Here is a 22,553-nt window from a genome sequence, read left to right on the forward strand (position 1 = left end):
TTCATTGGAAATTAGAACGGCATCAGGAATTAAATGTAATGAAACAAGTTGGTTTGAGAATTGATGTGGATACTTATCGAGGCACAAAGGAAGGTGTACCGCGATTGCTTGAAATTTTGCGGAAGCATAATATTCAAGCCAGCTTTTTCTTCAGTGTTGGGCCGGATAACATGGGGCGCCATTTATGGCGCCTGTTGCGGCCTAAATTCCTTTGGAAGATGTTGAGATCAAATGCAGCATCCCTTTATGGCTTGGATATCTTGCTGGCAGGTACAGCATGGCCGGGTAAAAAAATCGCAAAAGATCTGGGCTACTTGATGAAACAAACGATGGATGCAGGTCATGAAGTTGGTTTGCATGCGTGGGATCATCAAGGCTGGCAGGCTAAAGTGGGGCACTGGTCCGAAGCTGAACTGGTAGAGCAAGTGCGATTGGGAATTAATGCTTTGGAAATGGCGATAGGGCAGCCTGTTACATGTTCGGCTGTTGCTGGCTGGCGAGCGGACGAACGCGTACTGACGATTAAACAGAGTTTTGAGTTTGATTACAATAGTGATTGTCGAGGGACACATCCATTTAGACCACTTTTGCCAGATGGAAACTTGGGCACTGTACAAATTCCTGTCACATTACCGACTTATGATGAAGTTGTTGGCATACAGGTCAGCGATGATGACTTTAATCATTTTATCCTTGAAGCCATCAAAAATGATCGCGGGGTTCCGGTTTATACCATTCATACCGAAGTTGAAGGTATGTCGAAGTCTTCACAGTTTGAAACACTATTGAACATGCTTCATCAGCAAGGTGTTCAGTTCTGTAAGTTAAGTCATTTATTACCTGAAAATAGAGACACGCTTCCTGTTGGGAAAATTGTACGTTCAGATTTTCCCGGTCGTGAAGGCTGGTTAGGTTGCCAACAAGGGGTATAACACAGTTATGTTGAATACTCAGACGAGTAAAGCTGGAGCCGTTCTGATGGCTCTTTTTTTTATTCTTACTTACCTATTACCTCTGGATAGCCGCCTATTATGGCAACCGGATGAAACGCGGTATGCCGAAATTAGCCGGGAAATGCTGCAACGTGGGGATTGGATTGTTCCTTACTTCTTAGATATCCGCTATTTTGAAAAGCCTGTTGCTGGCTATTGGCTTAATAATATTAGCCAATGGATTTTTGGACACAATAACTTTGCTGTTCGTTTTGGCTCTGTATTCAGTATCCTACTGAGTGCATTTTTGCTTTACCGACTTGCCATGATGATGTGGCAATGTCGCCAGACGGCTTTCGTTGCGAGCCTGATTTATGTTTCCATGTTTATTGTTCTTTCCATTGGTACCTATAGTGTCCTTGATCCGATGTTCTCTTTATGGGTTACCGCGGGGATAGTGAGTTGTTATTGGGCACTTAAGGCAGGAAGTACTCGAGAACGGGTTCTGGCATGGTCTGTATTAGGGCTGGCTTGCGGCATGGCTTTTATGACCAAAGGATTTCTGGCATTGGCGTTACCTGTGATAGCAATGGTACCCATCACAATATACCAGAAACGCTTTCTGGAAATGGTTCGTTTTGGACCGATTGCCGTTATATTTGCTGTTTTAATTAGTTTGCCGTGGGTGATTGCAGTTGCTTTGCGCGAGCCGGATTATTGGCATTACTTCTTCTGGGTAGAGCATATACAACGTTTTGCTTCTGAGAAAGCACAACATATTGCGCCCATTTGGTATTACTTGCCGATATTGGTATTAGGTGTGATTCCGTGGTTAGGATTACTACCTGGTGCGCTGGTTAAAAGCTGGAAAGAGAAAAAGAGCCATCCAGAGATGTTTTTCTTGTTCTGCTGGTTCATTATTCCTTTTGCATTTTTCAGTATAGCAAAAGGAAAATTACCAACTTATGTTTTACCATTTATCGGCCCATTGGCACTGATGATGGCAAAATATGCTGTTGATTGTGTCAAAAATGGCAATATGAAAGCATTAAAAATAAATGGACTAGTGAATGTTTTCATTGGAGTGATTGCTATTTTAGTGCTTTTTGTCATGGAAACGTTGGTTAGTCAGCCTCTCTACCAACCCAATGAATGGCTGAAATGGATTATGGGCATTATTGCCTTTGGGGCTTGGGGTGGGGTTGGTTATCTATGCTTCATTCATAATGGTAAATATTGGTTATGGGCTGCGGCCTGTTCCATCGTGCTCAGTTTATCAATCGGAGCTGCACTGCCTAACAAAACCATTAACTCCAAACTTCCTCAGCATTTTGTTAGACAAAATGAAAAAGAATTGGCAGATAGTCAATATATTCTGTCTCAGTCCGTTGGGGTAGGCGCGGCGATTGCATGGGAATTAAAACGCAATGACATTTATATGTTTGATCGTCCGGGCGAATTGGAATATGGGCTTAATTACCCAGATAGCCAATATAGATATGTAACACACGAAAAATTTCCTGAATGGTTAAAGAATGCGCGTAAAGAAGGTCAGGTTGCGATTGTTTTCCTGTTGTCTTCAAAAGGGGAGCTTCCTGAGTTACCTAAGCCAGATAGAATACGCAGTAACTATCGTTTTGTCCTAGTGATTTATCAGAAACAACCATGAGCAGCAACATAGTATTATTATTTTTGGTTAGTTTACTAACCTGTGCCGGACAACTATGTCAGAAACAGGCAGTTATTTGTTGGCAAAAAAAAGATACCCCCTATAAAGGGGTATCTATGGCGATATGGTTGTCCAGTGCTATTCTTCTATTGGGCATAGGAATGATATTTTGGCTGCGATTATTACAATTTTTGCCGCTGAGCATTGCATATCCTATGCTCAGTATAAATTTTGTAGTAGTGACTCTGATTGGGCAATTTTTATATCAGGAAAAAGTGGGGCTAAGACACTGGATCGGCGTTTTTGCGATTATGTTGGGAATTTTATTGATGAGCCTGAGTTAATGAAAGGTTATCTTTGGGGAATAGCGAGCGCCTTGTTGGTCACTTTAGCACAATTGCTATTGAAATGGGGAGTGGCCCGTTTGCCAGAACTTTCGTTGTCAGCACATTGGCTGGATATCGATTGGCTTTGGGCAAATCATACTCCTTTGCTGATGATTATGGCCGGGTTGGCGGGGTATGCACTGTCCATGTTATGTTGGTTTTTTACCTTGAAATATCTGCCATTAAATAAAGCGTATCCGATTATTAGCTTGAGTTATGCTTTTGTCTATTTAATGGCGGCTTTATTGCCTTGGTTCAATGAAACAGTTTCATTGCTGAAAACGGCAGGAGTGGCTTTTATCTTATTAGGTGTTTGGTTAATTAGCCGACCAGAAAATACGTAGCTACTGGAGCATTGGGCTATTAATAAAAAATAGCTCAAAATATTTGTTATTACCATCTACTTGGTTGTTTCCCAGAAGGCAGCGGTAACCATCAAGCTTTTTCTCATTCTATTCCCTCCAACTTAAGATGAAGTTCCGCGCCAGTCTGCGCCTCAGCAATCATTACGCACTTGATAAAAACGTCTCTTGATACAGTCATGATATCAATTTGCTGATTGAGGTGTAATTTTCTTATTTAGGAGAATATTCAAATGGCAACGGTAACGCATAGTACTATCTGCCCACAGGCGTTTTTCTATACTATAGTAGTACTCTTCTGCTTGGGTACCTCATGCTGTTCAGGGGGCTGCATGGGGTGCTGATAATGACAAAATAGCCTTGAATGCACGAAAACAAGAAAAATGAAAAACATAGTAATTTCAAACAGATGTTGAGTGATTACGGGCTTATCCAATGAAATCCAGGCAGCTCTCTTTTATAGTTGATACAACTACAACGTGTATAGATAAAATGATTCAATTTGTCCTTTTATTTTGTTTTATTTTGTTATTGTTTTTGTTATAAATTGTTACAATATGGTTTTATACTGGTCAACATAGTAAACTCTTTGTGGAGAAGAGGCTTATAAACCTGAATGCGGGAGGATGAGATGGCTGAACAATTAGAATTTTTTGCTATTCCAAACCCTTGCCGAGGGATCTGTGAATCTGACTCCCGCGGTTTTTGTCGAGGATGCTATCGGAGCAGAGAGGAGCGATTTATATGGATGAAATTATCAGATGGTGAAAAAAGAAAAATATTGCACTTATGTCATCATAGATATCTAAGGGAGTTAAAAATAAAAGCGAAAGAAAGAAATATTATACCAGAGCATCCAGGATTATTTTAGTTTTATACTGAATTGCCGAAAAAGAACTCTTATATGAATAAGGTTTCATAATTACCGTGGAAATAAGAAATATTACCAGTAATAAATGATGTAATGCCTGTATTAAATATCTTTTATTTGACATAAGTCGCTCTAAAATATCACTCGCATTGGATAATTGAAATGTTTCAGTAAAAATTTCTTATTAAAGAATTATTTATTGAACAATAAAAGTGCTGCTTTGTTATCTTATTGTTTTTTATGTTTTTTATTCTAAAGTTGACGCTATCATTAAGAGAAAAATGATATTAATGTAAAAATATATAGATTAGTATTTGGATGGCGGTTATTCTTATAGAACTTTAACCGAGTGGAAATGTATATATTTTGGGGGATTGTATTTTTTTAGTTGATATTTAAACTTACAATAGTTTAGTTGGAGGATTATTTTATACAGTTTATATCGTTGGTGGATTAATGCGCGATTTTATTCGGTGCGCCGTAAAACTTCGCTCTTTAGGGCGACGAAGATGTCAACTTTGAGTAACAAGCCAACGCGACACTAATTAGGTAATTAGCAAAATTTCTGACTCTGCTAATGTAAGAATGATATAGGGTGCGTATCCATTATTCATATGAATAAACTGATTGGGTAATTCATTGATGTTATATGAGTCTCTAATTATAAGGAGGGGTAATTGGAATTGACATTGGGATCAGACCTGGCACGTTTAGTTCGTGTTTGGCGCGCTTTAATTGATCATCGTTTGAAACCGTTGAAATTAACTCAGACGCATTGGGTTACTCTATACAATATTAGTCAGCTGCCACCAGAGCAGTCACAGATACAGCTCGCGAAAGCTATTGGTATTGAGCAGCCATCTCTGGTGAGAACTCTTGATCAATTAGAAGAAAAGAAACTGATTACGCGTCACACATGTGCCAATGATCGGCGAGCCAAAAGAATCAAATTAACCGGAGAATCTGAAACTTTTATCAGAGAAGTGGATAGTGTTATTGATTTGACAAGGAAAGAAATTTTGGAGGGAATTACTCATGATGAGTTAATTCTTCTATCCTCCGTAATAAAAAAAATCGAAAAAAATATTAACCAATTACATAAACAGGTCATATAAAAGTTAATTAATAATATAAAATCGCGGTCCAGATACTGGCAATCCGCGATTTTTTAGTTTTGTGCTACTTGAATGTTTCAGAGTGGTGATACAGTCAGAGAATCTCCACTGTTAGCAATTCTGACTCGTTGTCCTCTGTTGAATCTGACCTGATCTAGTTTTTGTACTACGATGATATTTTTTCCGCTGTCCGTACGAATTTCTAACTCAACACCTTTCGTTTGGTCTATAGCACCTTCGATGCCTTGTCCAGCCAGACCACCGGCAATAGCACCTGCGGCTGTAGCAAGCTTTTGACCAGAACCACCACCGACCGTATTACCTAACAACCCACCTAAAACAGCGCCGCCAATGAGACCTAACATATTAGGATCGCCAGCTTGATTACCTTTGATAGTGATAGGACGTACAGACAGAATGGTGCCATAGGTTACAGTTTGAGCTTGTTTGGCTTGATCAATGGAATAAGTATCACTAGAAAGCGCTCCCATGTCTGCACAACCAGACAATGTGGTAAGGACAACTGCACCAACCAGGAAACGTTTTAACATAGTCACTCCTATTTTAATACCTGATAGAGAAGCTTGATAATAAACCTATAACCAAGCATTCGGCTACTATTGTTAGTAACAGATACTATTGCTAGCGGCAGGAAGAATAAATTTGCCAACCACTAATGATTCATATCTGCATATATAATAAGTGTCCACAATCAACTCCGAAAGGAATAATTCCTGACCAAAAGTTTAGCATGTTTTGTGAAGAGCTTTCCAAAACTCAGATTTTATCTCTGATAATAATCATTAAACATATATAGTCCGAGTCGATGTGCTTTATAGTTTACTCAAGATTAAATGTAATCCATTCTTTAATAGGGGAATATTTATGAAGTCAGGGCGTTATATTGGTGTTATGTCTGGCACCAGCATGGATGGAGTTGATGTTATTCTGGCGGAGATTAGTGATAAAGCCGTTACTCAGCAAGTGAGTTATAACCATCCTTTCCCACAAGAACTGAAACAAAAATTGCTTTCCATCTGTCAGGGGCAGCAAACGACATTATCAATGGTGGGAAGATTTGATTATGAACTTGGTACTCTTTTTGCCGAGGCTGTGCAAGGGTTGTTGGATAAGGTAGCTCTGACCGCGAGCGATATTACTGCAATCGGGTGTCATGGGCAGACGGTATGGCATGAGCCAGATGGAGAGAAACCGTTTACTATGCAAATTGGCGACAATAATCGTGTGGCAGCATTGACCAATATTACAACTGTAGGTGATTTCAGACGACGTGATATGGCTTATGGTGGGCAGGGAGCACCTTTGGTTCCTGCATTCCATATGGCGGTATTGGGTCACCCGGCAGAGAGGCGTGTTATTTTGAATATTGGTGGTATTGCGAATATTTCCGCGCTTCTGCCTAATTCTGCGGTTAAGGGATATGATACCGGGCCTGGGAATATGTTGATGGATGCCTGGACATGGCAGCATAAGCAAATACCATATGACAAAGATGCGTTGTGGGCCAGTGAAGGCATTGTCAATGAATCTTTACTCCAGAAAATGCTTTCTGACCCTTATTTTGCACGTATTGCACCAAAGAGCACAGGACGCGAATACTTTAATATGGCATGGCTGGAAAGGCAGTTGGCTGATTTTCCTGATATTTCACCTGTGGATGTTCAGGCAACACTGGCTGAATTAACGGCTGTAAGTATTGCCCAGCAAGTTGAATTGAGTGGTGGATGTGAGCGTCTTCTGGTTTGTGGTGGTGGGGCCAGAAATCCGCTTGTGATGAGCCGGTTATCAGCTTTATTGCCAGATTCTGAAGTGGCTACGACAGACAAATATGGATTGAGTGGTGATGACATGGAAGCACTGGCATTTGCTTGGTTGGCATTCCGAACCATGTCCGGATTGTCTGGTAATTTGCCATCAGTAACGGGAGCTGACAGGGAAACGATTTTAGGGGCAATTTACCCTGTAATGAGATAAAAATCAGTTGGTAGCTATTTGGCGTGGCTATATAGTTAGTTCTATATAGTTCGCTTTATAAGTTAGCCAGTAGATAGCAATGATATGCTAATACTCATTAAAAAATCGAGAGTTAGAAATGTCTGAACATAATGAAACAGCCATTGCGGAATTGCGCCGCGAATATATACGCGGTGGATTAAGGCGCAAAGATCTTACTAAAGAACCCATTGAACTTTTTGAACATTGGTTAAAGCAGGCCTGTGAGGCTAAATTAAGCGATCCGACGGCAATGTGTATTGCTACAGTAGATGAACATGGTCAACCTTACCAGCGTATTGTTCTATTAAAACATTTTGACGCTCACAGCTTAGTTTTTTATACCAACCTTGGTAGTCGGAAGGCGAAGCATCTGTCCCAGAATAATCGAATTAGCCTCCATTTCCCATGGTATCAATTGGAAAGGCAGGTCAGTTTTCTCGGTAAGGCGGAAAAGCTGTCACCTACTGAAGTCGTAAAATATTTCCATAGCCGTCCAAGAGATAGCCAAATTGCCGCTTGGGCTTCTCAACAATCTTCACGAATTTCTGCCAGAGGTATTTTGGAAGGTAAGTTCTTGGAGCTGAAGCAAAAGTTTCTTAATGGAGAAGTTCCTTTACCCAGTTTTTGGGGGGGATTCAGAGTTGAATTTGATTCTGTGGAATTCTGGCAGGGAGGCGCCCATCGTCTTCACGATCGGTTTTTGTATCAGCGTGAAGGTGATAAATGGCATATTGATCGCTTAGCGCCTTAACAACCTTACCTTATACAAAATGCCCTGTACCGAATGAACCTCAATGACCTTCGAATTGCAGTCAATAATGCAGTGATTTGAAAGGCAAAGGGTGTAATTACCGTTTTTAATACTGGCACTTATATTACTGGCGTTTTATGCTATAGCACGTGATTTATAACGAGATACTTATATAGGTATATAGGTAAAGTATACAAACCGATGGAGTCATTAATGTCTAGCAATAACCTGATAAAACAACTGCAAGAGCGGGGCCTTGTTGCCCAGGTAACGGATGAAGAGGCGTTAGCTGAGAGACTGGCGCAAGGTCCGGTTTCTCTCTATTGTGGCTTCGATCCTACCGCTGACAGCTTGCATTTGGGCCATCTGGTTCCCTTGCTGTGTTTAAAACGATTCCAACTTGCTGGGCATAAGCCTATTGCGTTGGTCGGTGGTGCGACAGGTTTGATTGGCGATCCTAGCTTTAAAGCAACTGAACGCAAATTAAACACAGAAGAAACAGTCAAAGAATGGGTTGAGAAAATTCGCAAGCAGGTTTCGCCATTCCTTAGTTTTGATGGTGAAAATGGTGCAGAGTTAGCCAATAACTATGATTGGTTTGGTCAAATGGATGTGCTGACTTTCCTGCGTGATATTGGTAAGCATTTTTCCGTTAATCAGATGATCAACAAAGAAGCGGTGAAGCAACGTTTAAATCGCGATGATGTTGGTATTTCCTACACAGAATTTTCTTATAACCTGTTACAGTCCTATGACTTTGCTAACCTGAATGGAAAATATGGTGTTGAATTGCAGATTGGTGGTTCAGATCAGTGGGGCAACATTACTTCAGGTATTGATTTGACTCGTCGTTTACACCAGAAACAAGTATTTGGTATGACAGTACCACTGATCACTAAATCAGATGGCACTAAATTCGGTAAGACTGAAGGTGGGGCAGTTTGGTTGGATCCGAAGAGAACCAGTCCATACAAATTCTACCAGTTCTGGATTAACACAGCAGATGCAGATGTTTACCGTTTCCTGAAATTCTTTACTTTCATGAGCATTGAAGAAATTAATGCGCTGGAAGAAGAAGATAAAAATAGCGGTAAAGCACCACGTGCGCAGTATATATTGGCAGAGCAAGTTACCAAATTAGTCCATGGGGAAGTAGGTCTTGCTGCGGCTAAGCGTATTACTGAGAGTTTATTCTCCGGTGCTGTGGCTGATTTGACTGAAGATGACTTTGCTCAACTGGCTCAGGACGGTATGCCAGCGATTGAACTTGAAAATGGGGCTGACTTGCAACAAGCCCTGGTTTCTGCTGAGTTTGTTCCTTCCCGTGGGCAAGCGCGTACTATGATCAGTTCCAATGCAGTTTCCATCAATGGCGAAAAACAATCTGAGCCTATGTATGTATTTACGGACGGTGATCGTTTGTTCGGGCGTTATACTTTGTTACGTCGTGGTAAAAAACATTATTGCCTTATCGACTGGAAATAATTCATAAAGATGTTATTAAAGGGCAACAGTGATGTTGCCCTTTAAGTATCTGGCATCTTTATCAGCTACTCACGGATCTTAAAATATAAATTAGGCCTTATAATGAAAAATATTCTTTCAATTCAGTCTCATGTAGTCTTTGGTCATGCGGGAAACAGCGCGGCTGTTTTTCCTATGAGCCGTATGGGAGTGAACGTATGGCCATTAAATACGGTTCAGTTTTCTAACCATACCCAATATCCCCAATGGCGTGGATGTGTAATGCCGCCAGAACATCTGACAGAAATTGTGCAGGGAATTAGCGAAATTGATAAATTGGCATCTTGCAATGCTGTTCTGAGTGGTTATATCGGCTCTGCGGAGCAGGGGAATCATATTCTCGATATTGTGAAGCAGGTTAAGAAAGCTAATCCTGAAGCATGGTATTTCTGCGATCCTGTCATGGGACACCCAGAAAAGGGATGTATTGTTGCATCCGGTGTTGCTGAATTTTTTTGTGAGAAGGTATTACCCGCCAGTGATATTATTGCACCCAATTTACTGGAACTTGAAACACTGGCTATGCGGAAAATTGAAAATGTAGAACAAGCCATATCCGCAGCGCGTGAATTATGTGAAAAAGGTCCTAAGCTAGTGTTAGTTAAGCACTTAAGCCGTGCAGGTTACCGAACAGATTGTTTTGAAATGCTCTTAGTGACTAAAGAACATAGTTGGCATGTTAGTCGCCCATTGATTGATACAGGAGTGCGTCAACCAGTTGGTGTTGGTGACTTAACCAGTGGCTTATTCCTCGTCAATCTATTGAAAAGCCCGTCTTTGACAAACGTAGCACTACAAGCTGCATTAGAACATATTGCAGCGGCAGTTTATGAAGTGATGTTGGAAACGCAAAAAAGTGAGGAGTTTGAATTACAGCTCGTTGCTGCTCAAGATAAGATAGTTAAACCAACACATCAATTCAAAGCATCACAAATTGACTGATCGTTAAAGATGATATACCCAGTGAATTTAAGTATGTCGCACAACGGCAAGAGAACGAATCTCCGGGCATAGCAAATTATGTATGGGGTGAGCACAGCCAGCAAAGCGGCAACTTGGAAGATTAAGGGTATAAATTATATTCAGCTTCCGGTAGTAAGTCACCGGAAGCTTATGGCATTAAAAATATCTTTTTCAGATTTAAATTAACCCTTCTGCTGTTAAAGCATCATAAACATATAGACGCTGTTTAATCTTATCCATATAACTGTTTAAATGTACCAATCCAGAACTATCCAATTTTGTAAGATGCTGGCATCACTGGGGATCACTTGTTCGGGCAACCTTAAGAGGTTCCGCATGGGTTTGGAGCTAGCAATCATGTCCTGCTGTAGGCAGGGGTGCAGTCGCTCTTGAAGCAGGGCATTTTGCTGTTGCAGAGAACGTTGTCTTCTGATGCCGTAACAGCATTCGCAACCGGATTTGCATTACAAGACAAGCGATAAACAACCCGGTACACATGCCCCACCATACACCCGCAGGGCCGAGAGAATACTGCGATAGCCACCATGCGATGGGTAATCCAATTCCCCAATAACTTACTCCAGAAATAATAACCGTAACTTGTGTATCCTTGAGAGCACGGAGAAGTCCACATACCATTGTTTGCCAACCATCCAGCAAGCATAGCAGGGCAGCAAACGGCACTAACATTAATGCTATATTTTTGGCCTCAGTTGCCTGATTTACATCTGAAGGTAGAAAAAGGGACAATAATTCATTTGGGATCAGTAATAAGACTGAGATAGCCAATGATGACCATAATAAAATTAAGGCATTTCCAATCCAGGATAAGTTATGTACTTTACGCCAGTTTCCAGCACCTGAGGCCTGCCCTGCACGCATGGAAACTGCATACATCAGACCCAGTGGCACCGTGAAACTTGTGATGACCAATTGCATGAGGCTTTGATGAGCGGCCAAAGTGATGGCACCTAAAGCTCCCATTAGCCAGGCACAGCCATTAAACAAACTATTTTCCAGACCAAGAGTTCCCGCGGTAGGTATCCCAATTTTAAGGAGTTCGGGCATGGTAGCTAAGTCTTTGCGGGTTAACCGGGTAAAGATTGGATAACGTTTGTAGTCGGGATGCAGACATAGGATCACAACAAATATGATTCCCATATAACCATATGTAATAGCAGAAGCAATGGCGATACCACATATCCCCATCATTTTCGATAAAACCCACCCTAAACTACCAGAGAGGATAAGTGCACTGAACATAATGAAGGGAATAGGGCCCGGTTTACCAATGCCGGCGGTGAATCCTCTCAATGCGAGAAATAAAAGGCCAAATGGCATCCCCCAAACGAGTATGTACAAAAATTCCTGAGCCATTTCTACTGTATCTGGTGGTTGTCCAAGCATCAACATTAGTGGGGTAATATTCCACAAGAGTATTCCCATTCCAAAAGATAAAAACAGTGCAAGAAGTAATCCACAACGAATGGCAGAAACAATATCACGGCGTCGGCCTGCGCCATGATAGATGGCAACCAAATTGCCAGCCGCGGAGATGACACCGAATGACAATATATAGCATAAGTAAAATGCCGAAATAGCCAATGCACCTGCTGCCAGTGCCTGTGGCCCGAGTTGCCCCATCAATAATGTATCGATGAATAAAATTCCGCTTTGCGCGCATTGAGAAATAATTAACGGAATCGCAAGCATCAGAATGGAGCGTATATCATCCAGCCAATTAGGGGGCTTAATCATATTTTTTATTCGAAGGTATCTATTCAAATTTACATCCTTGCTCAAATTTATAAATATACCCCACAGGAGAATGGCTGTGGGGCAGTTGTTTTTTAGCTATTACCTTGTTACTGATTACTCGGTTTCACTGATGAGTATATGGGTTTCAGGTAAAGCACCTTGTTGGGCAAATATCTGTTTGAGGATATCCGCTGTTTCCTCGATATTATCTTCCTTAAAAATATCATCATGGGTAGCGTTAATGCGATAGGTGTTAAATTCACCCTCAACTAACGCTTCCCAATGATTAACAAGATTGTCAAAAATAAGCGGATTGTTGTGTTCTCGCTCCTGTGACGCTTGTATCAGTGCGACACGACCCACGTAAGGACGTGGCTGATAGTTCATCAGCAGTTCTGGATTATGCTGTAACTCAACCGAGAACGCTTTACCAAATGTACTTTCAGGATCAACGCCCTCCTTAGACATAAAGTCTTGCAACGCGATCTCATCAGGTTGTTGCCAATAGCGATTTGATGCAAAGAAACTATCTATCAGGACAAGCATTTCAACCTCTTGACCCATGGTACGCAACTGTTGAGCCATTTCATAAGCAACTACGCCACCATAAGACCATCCTCCTAAATGGTAAGGCCCATTGGGTTGTACTTTACGAATTGCGGCAACATAGTGCTCAGCTTGTTGTTCTATGCTGATAAAACGCCCCTGCTTTTGACCAAAGGTAGGGTTATTTAATCCAAAGATCCGTTTGCCCGACATACGCTTACTCAGGGCAAGATATGGAAACGCCAAACCAAAAACAGGATGCACAAGGAAAATAGCCTCATCGGAATCCGTTTCTGAAATGGTTAACAAGATTTCTTTGTCTGGATCCAGCGTCACTTCATCAAAGATTTCTGCCAGCTCTTTTGGTGTTGGATGTTGGAAAATATCTATGATTTGTACAGGCTTACCCAACTTATTTTCGATAGCGACAACAAGTCGCAGGGCGAGTAATGAGTGGCCTCCAATCTGGAAGAAATTATCGGTAATACTTACTTGCTCCAGTCCCAAAACCTCTTGGAAAGACTCGGTTAACGCTCGCTCAATATGAGTACGGGGTGCTTGGTAAGCATTGTCTTTGAGTTGCAGACGAGAAACCGCAGGTAAACGCCGACGATCAAGTTTGCCAGAGGCGTTGAGCGGGATCTCATCAACAGGCGTAAAAGATGTCGGGATCATAAATTCTGGAATGCGTGTTGAAAGCGCCTGGCGGAGCTGTCCGATCCACTCAGGTGTTGGCGTTACATTGGTACAAAAGTAAGCTGCCAGCTCTTTATCACCATTTTCCTCTTGGAGCATGACAACAACCGCGGCGTGAATGCCGGGATATGTCAGCATGGCGGCTTCAATTTCCCCTAATTCGATCCTAAAACCACGAAGTTTCACTTGATCATCTGACCGGCCAAGATATTCAATATCACCGCTGGAGAGATATCGGGCATAATCGCCACTTTTGTACAACCGCAAAGAGAGGTTGTCTGTTGTGCGAAGTTCAATAAAGCGTTCGCGGGTCAACTCCGGTCGGTTGAGATAACCACGAGCCAGACCTTGTCCCCCGAAATACAATTCACCGACAACACCAACAGGGCATGGGTTTAATTGCTTATCCAGAATAAAGGCACAAGTGTTATTGATTGGGCGCCCGATAGGAATTCCTCGTACGAAGTCATTCTTATGGCTGGTAATATCATATGTTGTTGAGAAAGTGGTATTTTCAGTTGGCCCATAACCGTTAATAAGTTTTTCTGGCCCTTGTCCGCTATTTAACAATTCTTGAATATGCGGAACGCTCAGGGCTTCACCACCAATGATGAGAGCACGCAATGGCTGGAACATATCCGGGACAGCGGAGATTTGTTGGTTGAATAGGCTGGATGTCAACCACATCACGCTGAGAGACGCTTCGCGAATGGCGGAAAACAATTTGTGAGGGTCCAGCACGGTTGTTTTATCCAAAATGACCAACGTAGCACCGTTGAGTAGTGCTCCCCAAATCTCAAATGTGGCAGCGTCGAATGCCAGACTGGATGCGAGAGCAATCCGATCTTCTGGCGATATATCCAGAAAACCGTTTTCTTTCACCAGCCTTATAATACTTTGGTGTTCAACACAAACGCCTTTGGGCAGACCTGTGGAACCGGAGGTATAAATAGCATAGGCCAGATTGTCCCGCTTGATATCTCTTATCTGCTCAGAAATAGCGCCTTCAGCGTAAGGCAACTCGTTAATTGAGTTTAGATAGATGATTTCACCCTCAAACGCTTTACATTTGTCCTTTGTGTCATCGTCAGTAATCAGACATCTCACTTTCGCATCGTTCAGGATGAGATTAATTCTTTCTATTGGATAGTCATTATCAACAGGGACGTACATTCCTCCCGCTTTGAGTATTGCCAGAATCGTAACGATGGCTTCAGGCGAAGGGCGTAACAACATACCGACAGGCGTTTCATACGAAACTCCTTTGAGTTGCAGGAAGTCTGCAAGTTCTGATGATTTTGCATCCAACTCAACATAACTGATTGAGCGTTCCCCTGTGATGAGTGCAATGGCATCAGGATTAGCGCTGACTTGTTGCCTGAAGATCGACACAACATTACCTTCGGCCTTAGATATTGATGCCGTAGGTATGGACAGCGAACCTGTTTGCAGTGGTATGTTTGCCAGCGCCAGTTTTGGCGTATTCGCGATTGCCTGAAGTAAGGCAGCGAAACTGTCGGCAAAGTGACGGATAGACTCTTCACGGAACAGTTCTGTCGAATATTCAAAAGCCAGCTCAAGCCCGTGGCTATCTTCTTTGACGGCAAGTAATAGATCAAAGCGGGCGATTTGCGTATCGACTTCGAAGAACGTTGTTTTTACATGAGGCAAATCCAGTTGCCATTCGTTTTCGTTTTGCATATCAAACATCGTCTGAAACACCGGATGCTGGTTAAGCCCGCGCTTGGCCTGACAGATTTCCACGACTCGTTCAAACGGAATATCCTGATGTTCATAAGCATCCAGTGTATTGTTCTTGACGACTTCCAAGAATTGGCTGAACGGCATCTCAGGAGCACACTGGCTGCGGATAGCAACGGTGTTAACAAACAGGCCAATGGTCTTTTCAACACCCTGATAATGCCGGTTGGCGATGGGAACGCCGACAACAAGATCTTCTTGGGTAGTCAGGCGGAACAACAGGGCCTTATAGGCGGTAAGCAGCATCATAAATAAAGTGGCACCGCTCTGTTCGCCTAATTTACGTAACTGCATATAGGTTTCGTAAGGTATCCGGGAGTTGAGTACTTTTCCGTGATATCCCAATTGTGCCGGACGTGTATAGTCTGTTGGCAAGGCCAAATAATCCGGGGCACCGGATAGCTTAGTGCGCCAATAATCTGCCTGATGTTGAAGATCCGGATGAGATAGATACTGACGTTGCCAAGTAGCGAACTCGCTATAACACAGTCCTTGCTTATCGATGGGGATCGATCTGTTTTCGATGATAGCGCTGTATCGTTGTCCAAGTTCATGCAGGAAGATGGTTCGTGACCAACCATCCCAGATCAGATGATGAACATTCATGAAAAAGACATTGCGAGTGGCGCTTATCTCTATCAGGCTGGCCCGAATAAGTGGCCCATGCTCAATATCGAAAGGTTGGATTGCTTCGCTTTGCAACGACATATTGAGATTACGCAGCCAGTGCTGATCATTGGCGAACGCTTTACCATCAACAAATTGCAGGATATCAGGGGCATTGGCGCTGATATTCAACGCAGGTTGCTCATTCTCCTGATTAATCGTTGAACGGAAAACTTCATGAGATACCAACAATTCACGAAATGCCCGAACAAATGCTGGCTTGTCTAACAGACCTTCTAAGACAAAGGCGATAGGAACATTGTATAGCGGTGAGTTTGGTTGCAGTCGGGAAATGAACCATAACCGCTCTTGAGCGAATGATAAAGGTGCAATATGTGAAGTTGCGCAAGAGAGTAAATTTGATGTCCTTTCAGTGTGAGTTGGGGAAGCCGGATTTACGCTATTGTCCAGCAATCCTTCAATTTTCTGGGCCAATTGAGAAATCGTTGGGGCATCGAAAATTGCGCGCAGAGGCAAATTAACCTGCATCGAACTGCGGATTTTTGCGATCAACTGTGCGGCGAGTAATGAATGCCCTCCCAGAGTAAAGAAGTTTGCGCCGATATTACGTACTTCTAAACCAAGTATTTCACTCCATAGTGATACTAAGCGATGCTCAGTATCAGTTTGTGCAGGGCGTTCTTCTTCCTCAATATGGGTGAGCCCCTGTTTTTGTGTGTCCTCAATAAGGCGTTTGCGATCCACTTTACCGTTGGACGTCATCGGGAAACTTTGGTCAACAATAATGTGTGCCGGAACCATATAATCAGGAAGCTGGCTGCGCATGTGTTCTTTCAGCAGGTTGCGATCTACTGAGTACAAGGTCTTGGCTTTCTCTTGCAATTGCCCCAGATAATCAAGCCCCTCCAATACCCGTGATGATTGGATGCCAAAATCAACCAGACAGGCGATTTCATCAACCCCGATCTCTTTTAATTGGCGTACCATATTCAGGCAAGATTCAACGCTGCCGATGAGTGAAGACGTTTTGGAATATCTTTCAAACGCAAGTTCGATGATGGATTCTGCTTCTTCTTCTGTTTCGAACATTTCCTCCTTACCAAAGGATTTTGCCATCTTCTCAAGGGATAAATGAGCACGCAAATAGTCAGAGAAAGGCTTGCGGCAGATTTCCACCGCGTCTGATTCATCCTTCCAGACAAAGGCGTGAAGCATTAAGGTGATGGTTTTTTCGGCTGGATTGTGTCCATATTCCCGCAGGGTTTGTCGATAAAGAGCAATTTTTTCCTGTAGGACTTCAACAGATTGTCCCAGAAGGTGAGTCAGTAAATGGGCTCCTGTTTTTCCCGCTTCTACAAAAGTAGAGGGATCGCCTGCTGCGGTAATCCACGTTTCCAGATTTTCCTGTTGTGGTCTTGGATATACGCTGACTTCGCCAGTATTACCGATGCCATCTTTGACAGTGATTGCTTCGCCACGCCACAGCGCTTTGACCGTTTCAATGTGTTCGGCCATGATTTCGCGTCTGTCAGCAAAGTTCTCAGGCAGTATGGCGAAGTCTTTCGGGTTCCAGCCAGAAGCGAAAGCCAACCCGACCCGACCATTAGACAAATTATCGACAACCGCCCACTCTTCAACAACCCGTATCGGATTATGAAGTGGCAGAACGACACTGCCTGCACGGATCTGGATATTATTCGTGATCATAGCGATAGCCGCGCCCAAAACAGAAGGGTTAGGGAACTGGCCGCCTACAGCATGGAAATGGCGTTCTGGTGTCCATATTGCCTTAAAGTTAAGGGCATCAGCACGCTTTGCACTTTCCAGATAGAGCTGATAGCTCTCTTTTGCCGATGTCTCGAAACCCGCAGAGAAGTAGAACAGGCTGAAATCCATTGCGGCTGAGGCGTGTTCATGTTTCGGAATAATATGGGCAACCAGACTGGTATCGCCAGAGTGGCCTTTGACAGGAACAACCACTGCTTGTTTTACCGCCGGAGCTTGTTCCAGACACTGTTCAATTTCACCCAACTCAATTCGGAAACCCCGTAATTTTATCTGGTTGTCTGAACGGCCAAGATACTCAATGCGGCCATCGGCTAAAAATCGGGCAACATCGCCGGTAAAATAGAGACGACCTAAAGAGGGATGTTCAATAAAACGTTCCGCGGTTAAATCCGGACGTTGATGATAGCCACGTGCTAAGCCAGCACCACCAATATAAAGATCCCCGATCACCCCAATCGGTATTGGCTGCATCTGGTTATCGAAAATATGGATAGTGGTGTTGGCAATAGGGCGACCAATGGTGATTTTATCAAAATCAGGATATAGGCGCTCCGCGGTAGACCAAATGGTCGTCTCTGTTGGCCCGTATACGTTCCATAACTCAGCCCCTGTGCTGACGAGTGAATGAGCAAGCTCTTCACTGAGTGCTTCTCCGCCACAAAGGATCTTGAATCCAGTCGGGCATTGCCAGTGCGCTTCTAACAGGAGCCGCCAGGTCACCGGTGTTGCTTGCATCATTGAACAATGGCTGGTTGTGATAAGCTCTGCCAACCGTTCACCGTCAGCGGCTTCCTCTTTATCTGCAATCCGTAACTGTCCACCAGAAATTAATGGCAGATATAGCTCCAGGCCAGCGATATCGAATGAAATTGTCGTGACTGACAAAAGGGTATCCTCTGCTGTTATTCTCAACCGTTGTTGCATATCGAGAAGCAGATTACTGAGTCCGCGTTGGATGACCTGAACACCTTTTGGCGTACCTGTTGAGCCAGATGTGAAAATAACGTAAGCGAGATCTTCTGGCCTGCTAAGTACGGGTAATGCAGAATTGCTTGATTCAGCAATAACAGGCCAATCGGTATCGATTAATAGCGTTTTATTTTGCGGCCAGTTTTGCTGATCTTTCAATGAAGCTGAGGTGATTAAAGCAATGGCATTGGACTGGGTTAGCATGTATTCGGTTCTGTCTGCTGGGTATGCAGGATCAATCGGGACATAGGCCGCACCCGATTTCATCACCGCCATCAGCGCGATAACCATATCTACAGATCGTTCGAGCGACACTGCCACCAATTTGTCAGGCTCTGCCCCTTTGGTGCGAAGATAATGGGCTAATTGGTTAGAACGGTTGTCGAGCTCTGTGTAACTCAGTTGCTGATCTTTACAAACTACGGCGATGGCATCACCACGAATACTTGCCTGCTGGCTGAATAATCCGCTGACATTACGCTCCAAATCGAAATCAGCACTTGTCTCATTCCATTGTGATAACGTTCTGTTTTCTTCAATATTCGTGACGGAATGAGTGTGCAGCGCAGCGTTTGGTTGCTGCACGATGGCATCCAATAGGGTATTGAAGTTTGCACAGAATCGCTTCATGGTCTCTGCCTGAAACAGATCGGTTGAGTATTCCAGTTTGATCTGGGCACCATCATCATCTTCCAATACTGTCATCGATAAATCAAAACGAGAACTGTTTGAATCCACCAGCAATGGCTGACTATGAACGCCTTGCATTTGTAGCCTGAGTTCATCCCGGTGCTGATAATCGAACATCACCTGAAATATAGGGTTAAAGCTGAGATCACGTTCTTGTTGCAGAACTTCTACCACTTTTTCAAATGGCACATCCTGATTTTCAAAAGCGGTGAGTGTGGTATCCCGTACTTGTTCCAGAAGGGCAGGGAAAGTCAATTCTCCACGGCAATCACTGCGGATAGCAACGGTATTGACGAAAAGGCCAAATACATTTTCTACCCCCGGATAATGACGGTTGGCTGCCGGAGTTCCCACAATAATATCTTCCCGACCGCTATAACGGGCGAGCAAGCAGGAAAAAACAGCAATTAAGGACATGAAAGGGCTTGCACCCTGTTTCAAACCTAACTGTTTGATAGATTCCAGCGTCTCTTTACTGATTCTGCTCTGGTGCAATGCGCCACGATAAGTGGTGGATTTAGGACGAGGCCTATCTGTTGGAAGAGGCAGAAGGGCATCGCTGTCTTGCAGATGCGCTTTCCAATAATCAAGCTGTTTGTTGATATCCGATGACATGATTTGCGTCTGTTGCCAAACGGCAAAATCAAAATAACTGATATCTTGCAGTGTAGAAAGTGAAGTCTTCTCACACTGCACATTGTAGGCTTCGCCCAGTTGGCGAAGATACAAGCTGAGTGACCAGCCATCCGTAATAAGATGGTGGAAAGTCAGTGCCAAATAATGCTTCTGCTCATGAATCTGGAATAAGGTTGCTCTCAATCCGCCCTCATTTTCCAAATCCATGGCATGTGTAGCTTCAATACTGAGCAATTGGGCCAACTCGGTTTGCAGACTGGCGCCATCAAGGTTTGCCAGCTCTTCACAATGCTGGACTTTTAGCTCCGTCATCGCATTAGCTAAGATTTGCACCACTTGATTATGTTCTTGCACAAATCGCGCACGCAGCAATGGATGATGTTTTGCGGCATGAACGAAGGCCTGTTGTAACCGTTTGATATCTAAAGTGCCGTTCAATTCAAAGGCGATGGGGATATGATAAACCGCTGAATCAGGCATCAGTTGTGACAGGAACCAAAGTCGTTGCTGAGGGAAAGACAGCGGGTATTTTTCAGATATCGCCTGACGCGGAATCACTATTTCTGAGCGGTGTTCTGTTTTTGAAGCGCCATCTATCTGTGCCGCTAAGGCACGGATTGTAGGCGCCTGAAAGAAGCGCCGCAGACTAAGCGCCATGCCAAACTGTTTGTTGATGGCTGACAGTAATTGTGTTGCCAGCAAAGAGTGGCCGCCCAGAGTAAAGAAATTGGCCTCAGCACTGATAGTGGTGATATCCAATAATTTTGACCAGTGATGACTGAGCCAAGTTTCTGTTTTACCCGATGGGGCAACATATTCATCGGGGGATAATGCAAGAACATCAACGACCAGATGTTCAAGTGCCTTACGGTCTAATTTGCCGGAGTTGGTTTTCGGTATGGCATCCAGAAATGATATAAGGCCGGGCACCATATAGGCCGGCAGTCTGGCAACCACCAACTGGCGTATTTCAGCCAGAATTGCATGTGAACGCGCGATGGCATCCGGCTTAATGGTGACAAATGCGGTCAGGCGTTGGTGGCCTTGACTGTTTCGCTGAACAGTGGCAGCGGAGTCCTGAACATCGGGGTGACGTTGTAACACAGATTCTATTTCACCCAATTCGATACGGTAGCCGTTCATCTTCACTTGATCATCCCCACGACCAAGGTAGACCAGTTCACCATCCTGGCGCCAGGCTGCGCGATCGCCTGTACGCAGTAAAATTCCGTGAAAACCCAGTTGTTGGGACATATCCGTGTCAGGGGCTATCTGTATAAACCGTTGCCGGGTGAGTTCATGTTGGCGGAGATAACCCGCTGATACACTGTCTCCGCCAATATAGAGTTCGCCTTCGATTCCAATCGGCGTTTGCCCCATTTTCTCATCAAGAACAAGTAAATGGACATTGTTTATTGGGCGACCGATAGGTACAGAAAACTCTCCGGCGCTTTCATATTGCGTGAAGGGCAGTGAACGTGTATCAAAATAAGTCACATCTGCACAGCTTTCGGTCAGCCCATATTGGTTAGATAGCCAGCCATCCGGCATGCTGTCGTAGAACCGTTTACAGATATCGATAATTAATGGCTCCCCACTCACAACCCAAAGTTTGGTGGTTGGCACACGCTGTCCGAGATCAGGGAAGATAGTCAGCATGGTGCTGAGATAGGAAGGCACAAGGCAAATTCGGTAAATAGAGTAACGTGCCAGTGCAGGTACCAACAAATTGGCATCTTTTACGACGTTGTCAGGTAAGAGCTGGAGTGGCACACCTTGGCAAAGGGGACCAAAAATTTCCCAGAAAGAATCTACCGTCGTGAATGCGGTGTTTTGAAAACACACTTCGTCAGGCTGGAAGGGTTGAGCCTGCCACATCCACTCCAGCCGGTTGATCATCCCAAGATGCGTGCCCATGACGCCTTTGGGGCGGCCTGTGGAGCCTGAGGTATAAATGATCCAAGCAATGTCTGTTTCAGACAATATCGTGCCGGGATTTTCTGTTGGAAAAAGGTCTAGTTGTGTAAGAGTGCTGATGTTGATGACATCAATATCCAATCCATCAAGGGCCTGAGATGTTGCAGTGTCTGTGAGCGCAAAGTGTGTTTGCGCATCTTCAGCAACCATTGCGATGCGATCGCTTGGAAAATCCGGATTTACTGGTACATAGAAAGCACCAATTTTTAGTAATGCAATTAATGAAATAATGGCATTCGCTCCGCGTTCGTAGCAGAACAGAACGGGATCTCCCTTGGTAATGCCTTTTTTGCTCAGGAAAGAAGCGAGCTGGTTTGCGTGCTGATTTAATTGATTAAAGGTCAGCGTATCATGAGCGCTAATTAAAGCGGGTTTATTGGCGTGGCACTCAGCGCTTCTTTCAAATAATTCAACGACTAATTGTCGTTTTGAGCATGAGATGTGTTCCATCATTTTATCTTTCTAATTTTCCAGCCGTATCTTTACGGCAATGTTTAGATTATTGGGGACTTATTG

Annotated in this window: 13 protein-coding genes; 10 read left to right on the forward strand and 3 right to left on the reverse strand. The window is 43.6% G+C overall.

The genetic code is table 11. The annotated features are described in order from the left end of the window. The first annotated feature begins 38 nt into the window (after positions 1-38). The 6 genes from arnD to slyA all read left to right on the forward strand — a co-directional run bounded on the left by arnD (position 39) and on the right by slyA (position 5,335). Positions 39-932, forward strand: coding sequence for a 4-deoxy-4-formamido-L-arabinose-phosphoundecaprenol deformylase (arnD, locus tag Xenpb_RS12165; RefSeq protein WP_187654561.1), 894 nt, complete (start codon positions 39-41; stop codon positions 930-932). A 7-nt stretch (positions 933-939) separates the two neighbouring features. Further along, on the forward strand, positions 940-2,601 hold the full coding sequence (gene arnT / locus Xenpb_RS12170) for a lipid IV(A) 4-amino-4-deoxy-L-arabinosyltransferase (protein WP_187654562.1): 1,662 nt from the start codon (positions 940-942) through the stop codon (positions 2,599-2,601). After that, positions 2,598-2,945 (forward strand): 4-amino-4-deoxy-L-arabinose-phosphoundecaprenol flippase subunit ArnE, encoded by a 348-nt coding sequence (gene arnE, locus Xenpb_RS12175; protein ID WP_187654563.1) that lies wholly within the window; start codon positions 2,598-2,600, stop codon positions 2,943-2,945. The genes arnT and arnE overlap by 4 nt, the downstream gene beginning before the upstream one ends. Then, a complete protein-coding gene (arnF, locus tag Xenpb_RS12180) occupies positions 2,945-3,331 on the forward strand; it encodes a 4-amino-4-deoxy-L-arabinose-phosphoundecaprenol flippase subunit ArnF (RefSeq protein ID WP_187654564.1) in 387 nt (128 codons plus the stop codon). Before arnE ends, arnF begins: the two co-directional genes overlap by 1 nt. A 649-nt stretch (positions 3,332-3,980) precedes the next feature. Further along, entirely contained in the window at positions 3,981-4,220 is a 240-nt protein-coding gene (locus Xenpb_RS12185) for a DUF1289 domain-containing protein (RefSeq protein WP_187654565.1), read from the forward strand. 677 nt (positions 4,221-4,897) lie between these two features. After that, a complete protein-coding gene (gene slyA, locus Xenpb_RS12190) occupies positions 4,898-5,335 on the forward strand; it encodes a transcriptional regulator SlyA (RefSeq protein WP_187654566.1) in 438 nt (145 codons plus the stop codon). 77 nt (positions 5,336-5,412) lie between these two features. Here the strand turns inward: slyA and Xenpb_RS12195 are convergent, their stop codons facing one another. After that, positions 5,413-5,886, reverse strand: a complete 474-nt coding sequence (locus Xenpb_RS12195) for a glycine zipper 2TM domain-containing protein (protein ID WP_187654567.1) — start codon at positions 5,884-5,886, stop codon at positions 5,413-5,415. A 334-nt stretch (positions 5,887-6,220) separates the two neighbouring features. Between Xenpb_RS12195 and anmK the strand changes: the two genes are divergently transcribed. The 4 genes from anmK to pdxY all read left to right on the forward strand — a co-directional run bounded on the left by anmK (position 6,221) and on the right by pdxY (position 10,568). Next, the gene (anmK, locus tag Xenpb_RS12200) at positions 6,221-7,330 is read left to right on the forward strand and encodes an anhydro-N-acetylmuramic acid kinase (RefSeq protein ID WP_187654568.1); all 1,110 of its coding nucleotides are present in this window, start codon (positions 6,221-6,223) and stop codon (positions 7,328-7,330) included. Positions 7,331-7,448: 118 nt separating this feature from the next. Then, positions 7,449-8,102 carry a pyridoxamine 5'-phosphate oxidase gene (gene pdxH / locus Xenpb_RS12205; RefSeq protein ID WP_187654569.1) on the forward strand — a complete coding sequence of 218 codons (654 nt, stop codon included), beginning with the start codon at positions 7,449-7,451 and terminating at the stop codon, positions 8,100-8,102. A gap of 213 nt (positions 8,103-8,315) precedes the next feature. Further along, positions 8,316-9,587 carry a tyrosine--tRNA ligase gene (tyrS, locus tag Xenpb_RS12210; RefSeq protein ID WP_187654570.1) on the forward strand — a complete coding sequence of 424 codons (1,272 nt, stop codon included), beginning with the start codon at positions 8,316-8,318 and terminating at the stop codon, positions 9,585-9,587. 102 nt (positions 9,588-9,689) lie between these two features. Beyond that, a complete protein-coding gene (gene pdxY, locus Xenpb_RS12215; protein WP_187654571.1) occupies positions 9,690-10,568 on the forward strand; it encodes a pyridoxal kinase PdxY in 879 nt (292 codons plus the stop codon). A gap of 369 nt (positions 10,569-10,937) precedes the next feature. Here pdxY and Xenpb_RS12220 read toward each other — a convergent pair whose 3' ends face one another. Both Xenpb_RS12220 and Xenpb_RS12225 read right to left on the reverse strand, forming a co-directional pair. Continuing rightward, positions 10,938-12,374 carry an MATE family efflux transporter gene (locus Xenpb_RS12220; RefSeq protein ID WP_222942960.1) on the reverse strand — a complete coding sequence of 479 codons (1,437 nt, stop codon included), beginning with the start codon at positions 12,372-12,374 and terminating at the stop codon, positions 10,938-10,940. 87 nt (positions 12,375-12,461) lie between these two features. Further along, the gene (locus Xenpb_RS12225) at positions 12,462-22,490 is read right to left on the reverse strand and encodes an amino acid adenylation domain-containing protein (RefSeq protein ID WP_187654573.1); all 10,029 of its coding nucleotides are present in this window, start codon (positions 22,488-22,490) and stop codon (positions 12,462-12,464) included. Positions 22,491-22,553: the final 63 nt, after the last annotated feature.

Source organism: Xenorhabdus sp. PB62.4 (assembly GCF_014467285.1).
Lineage (GTDB): Bacteria > Pseudomonadota > Gammaproteobacteria > Enterobacterales > Enterobacteriaceae > Xenorhabdus.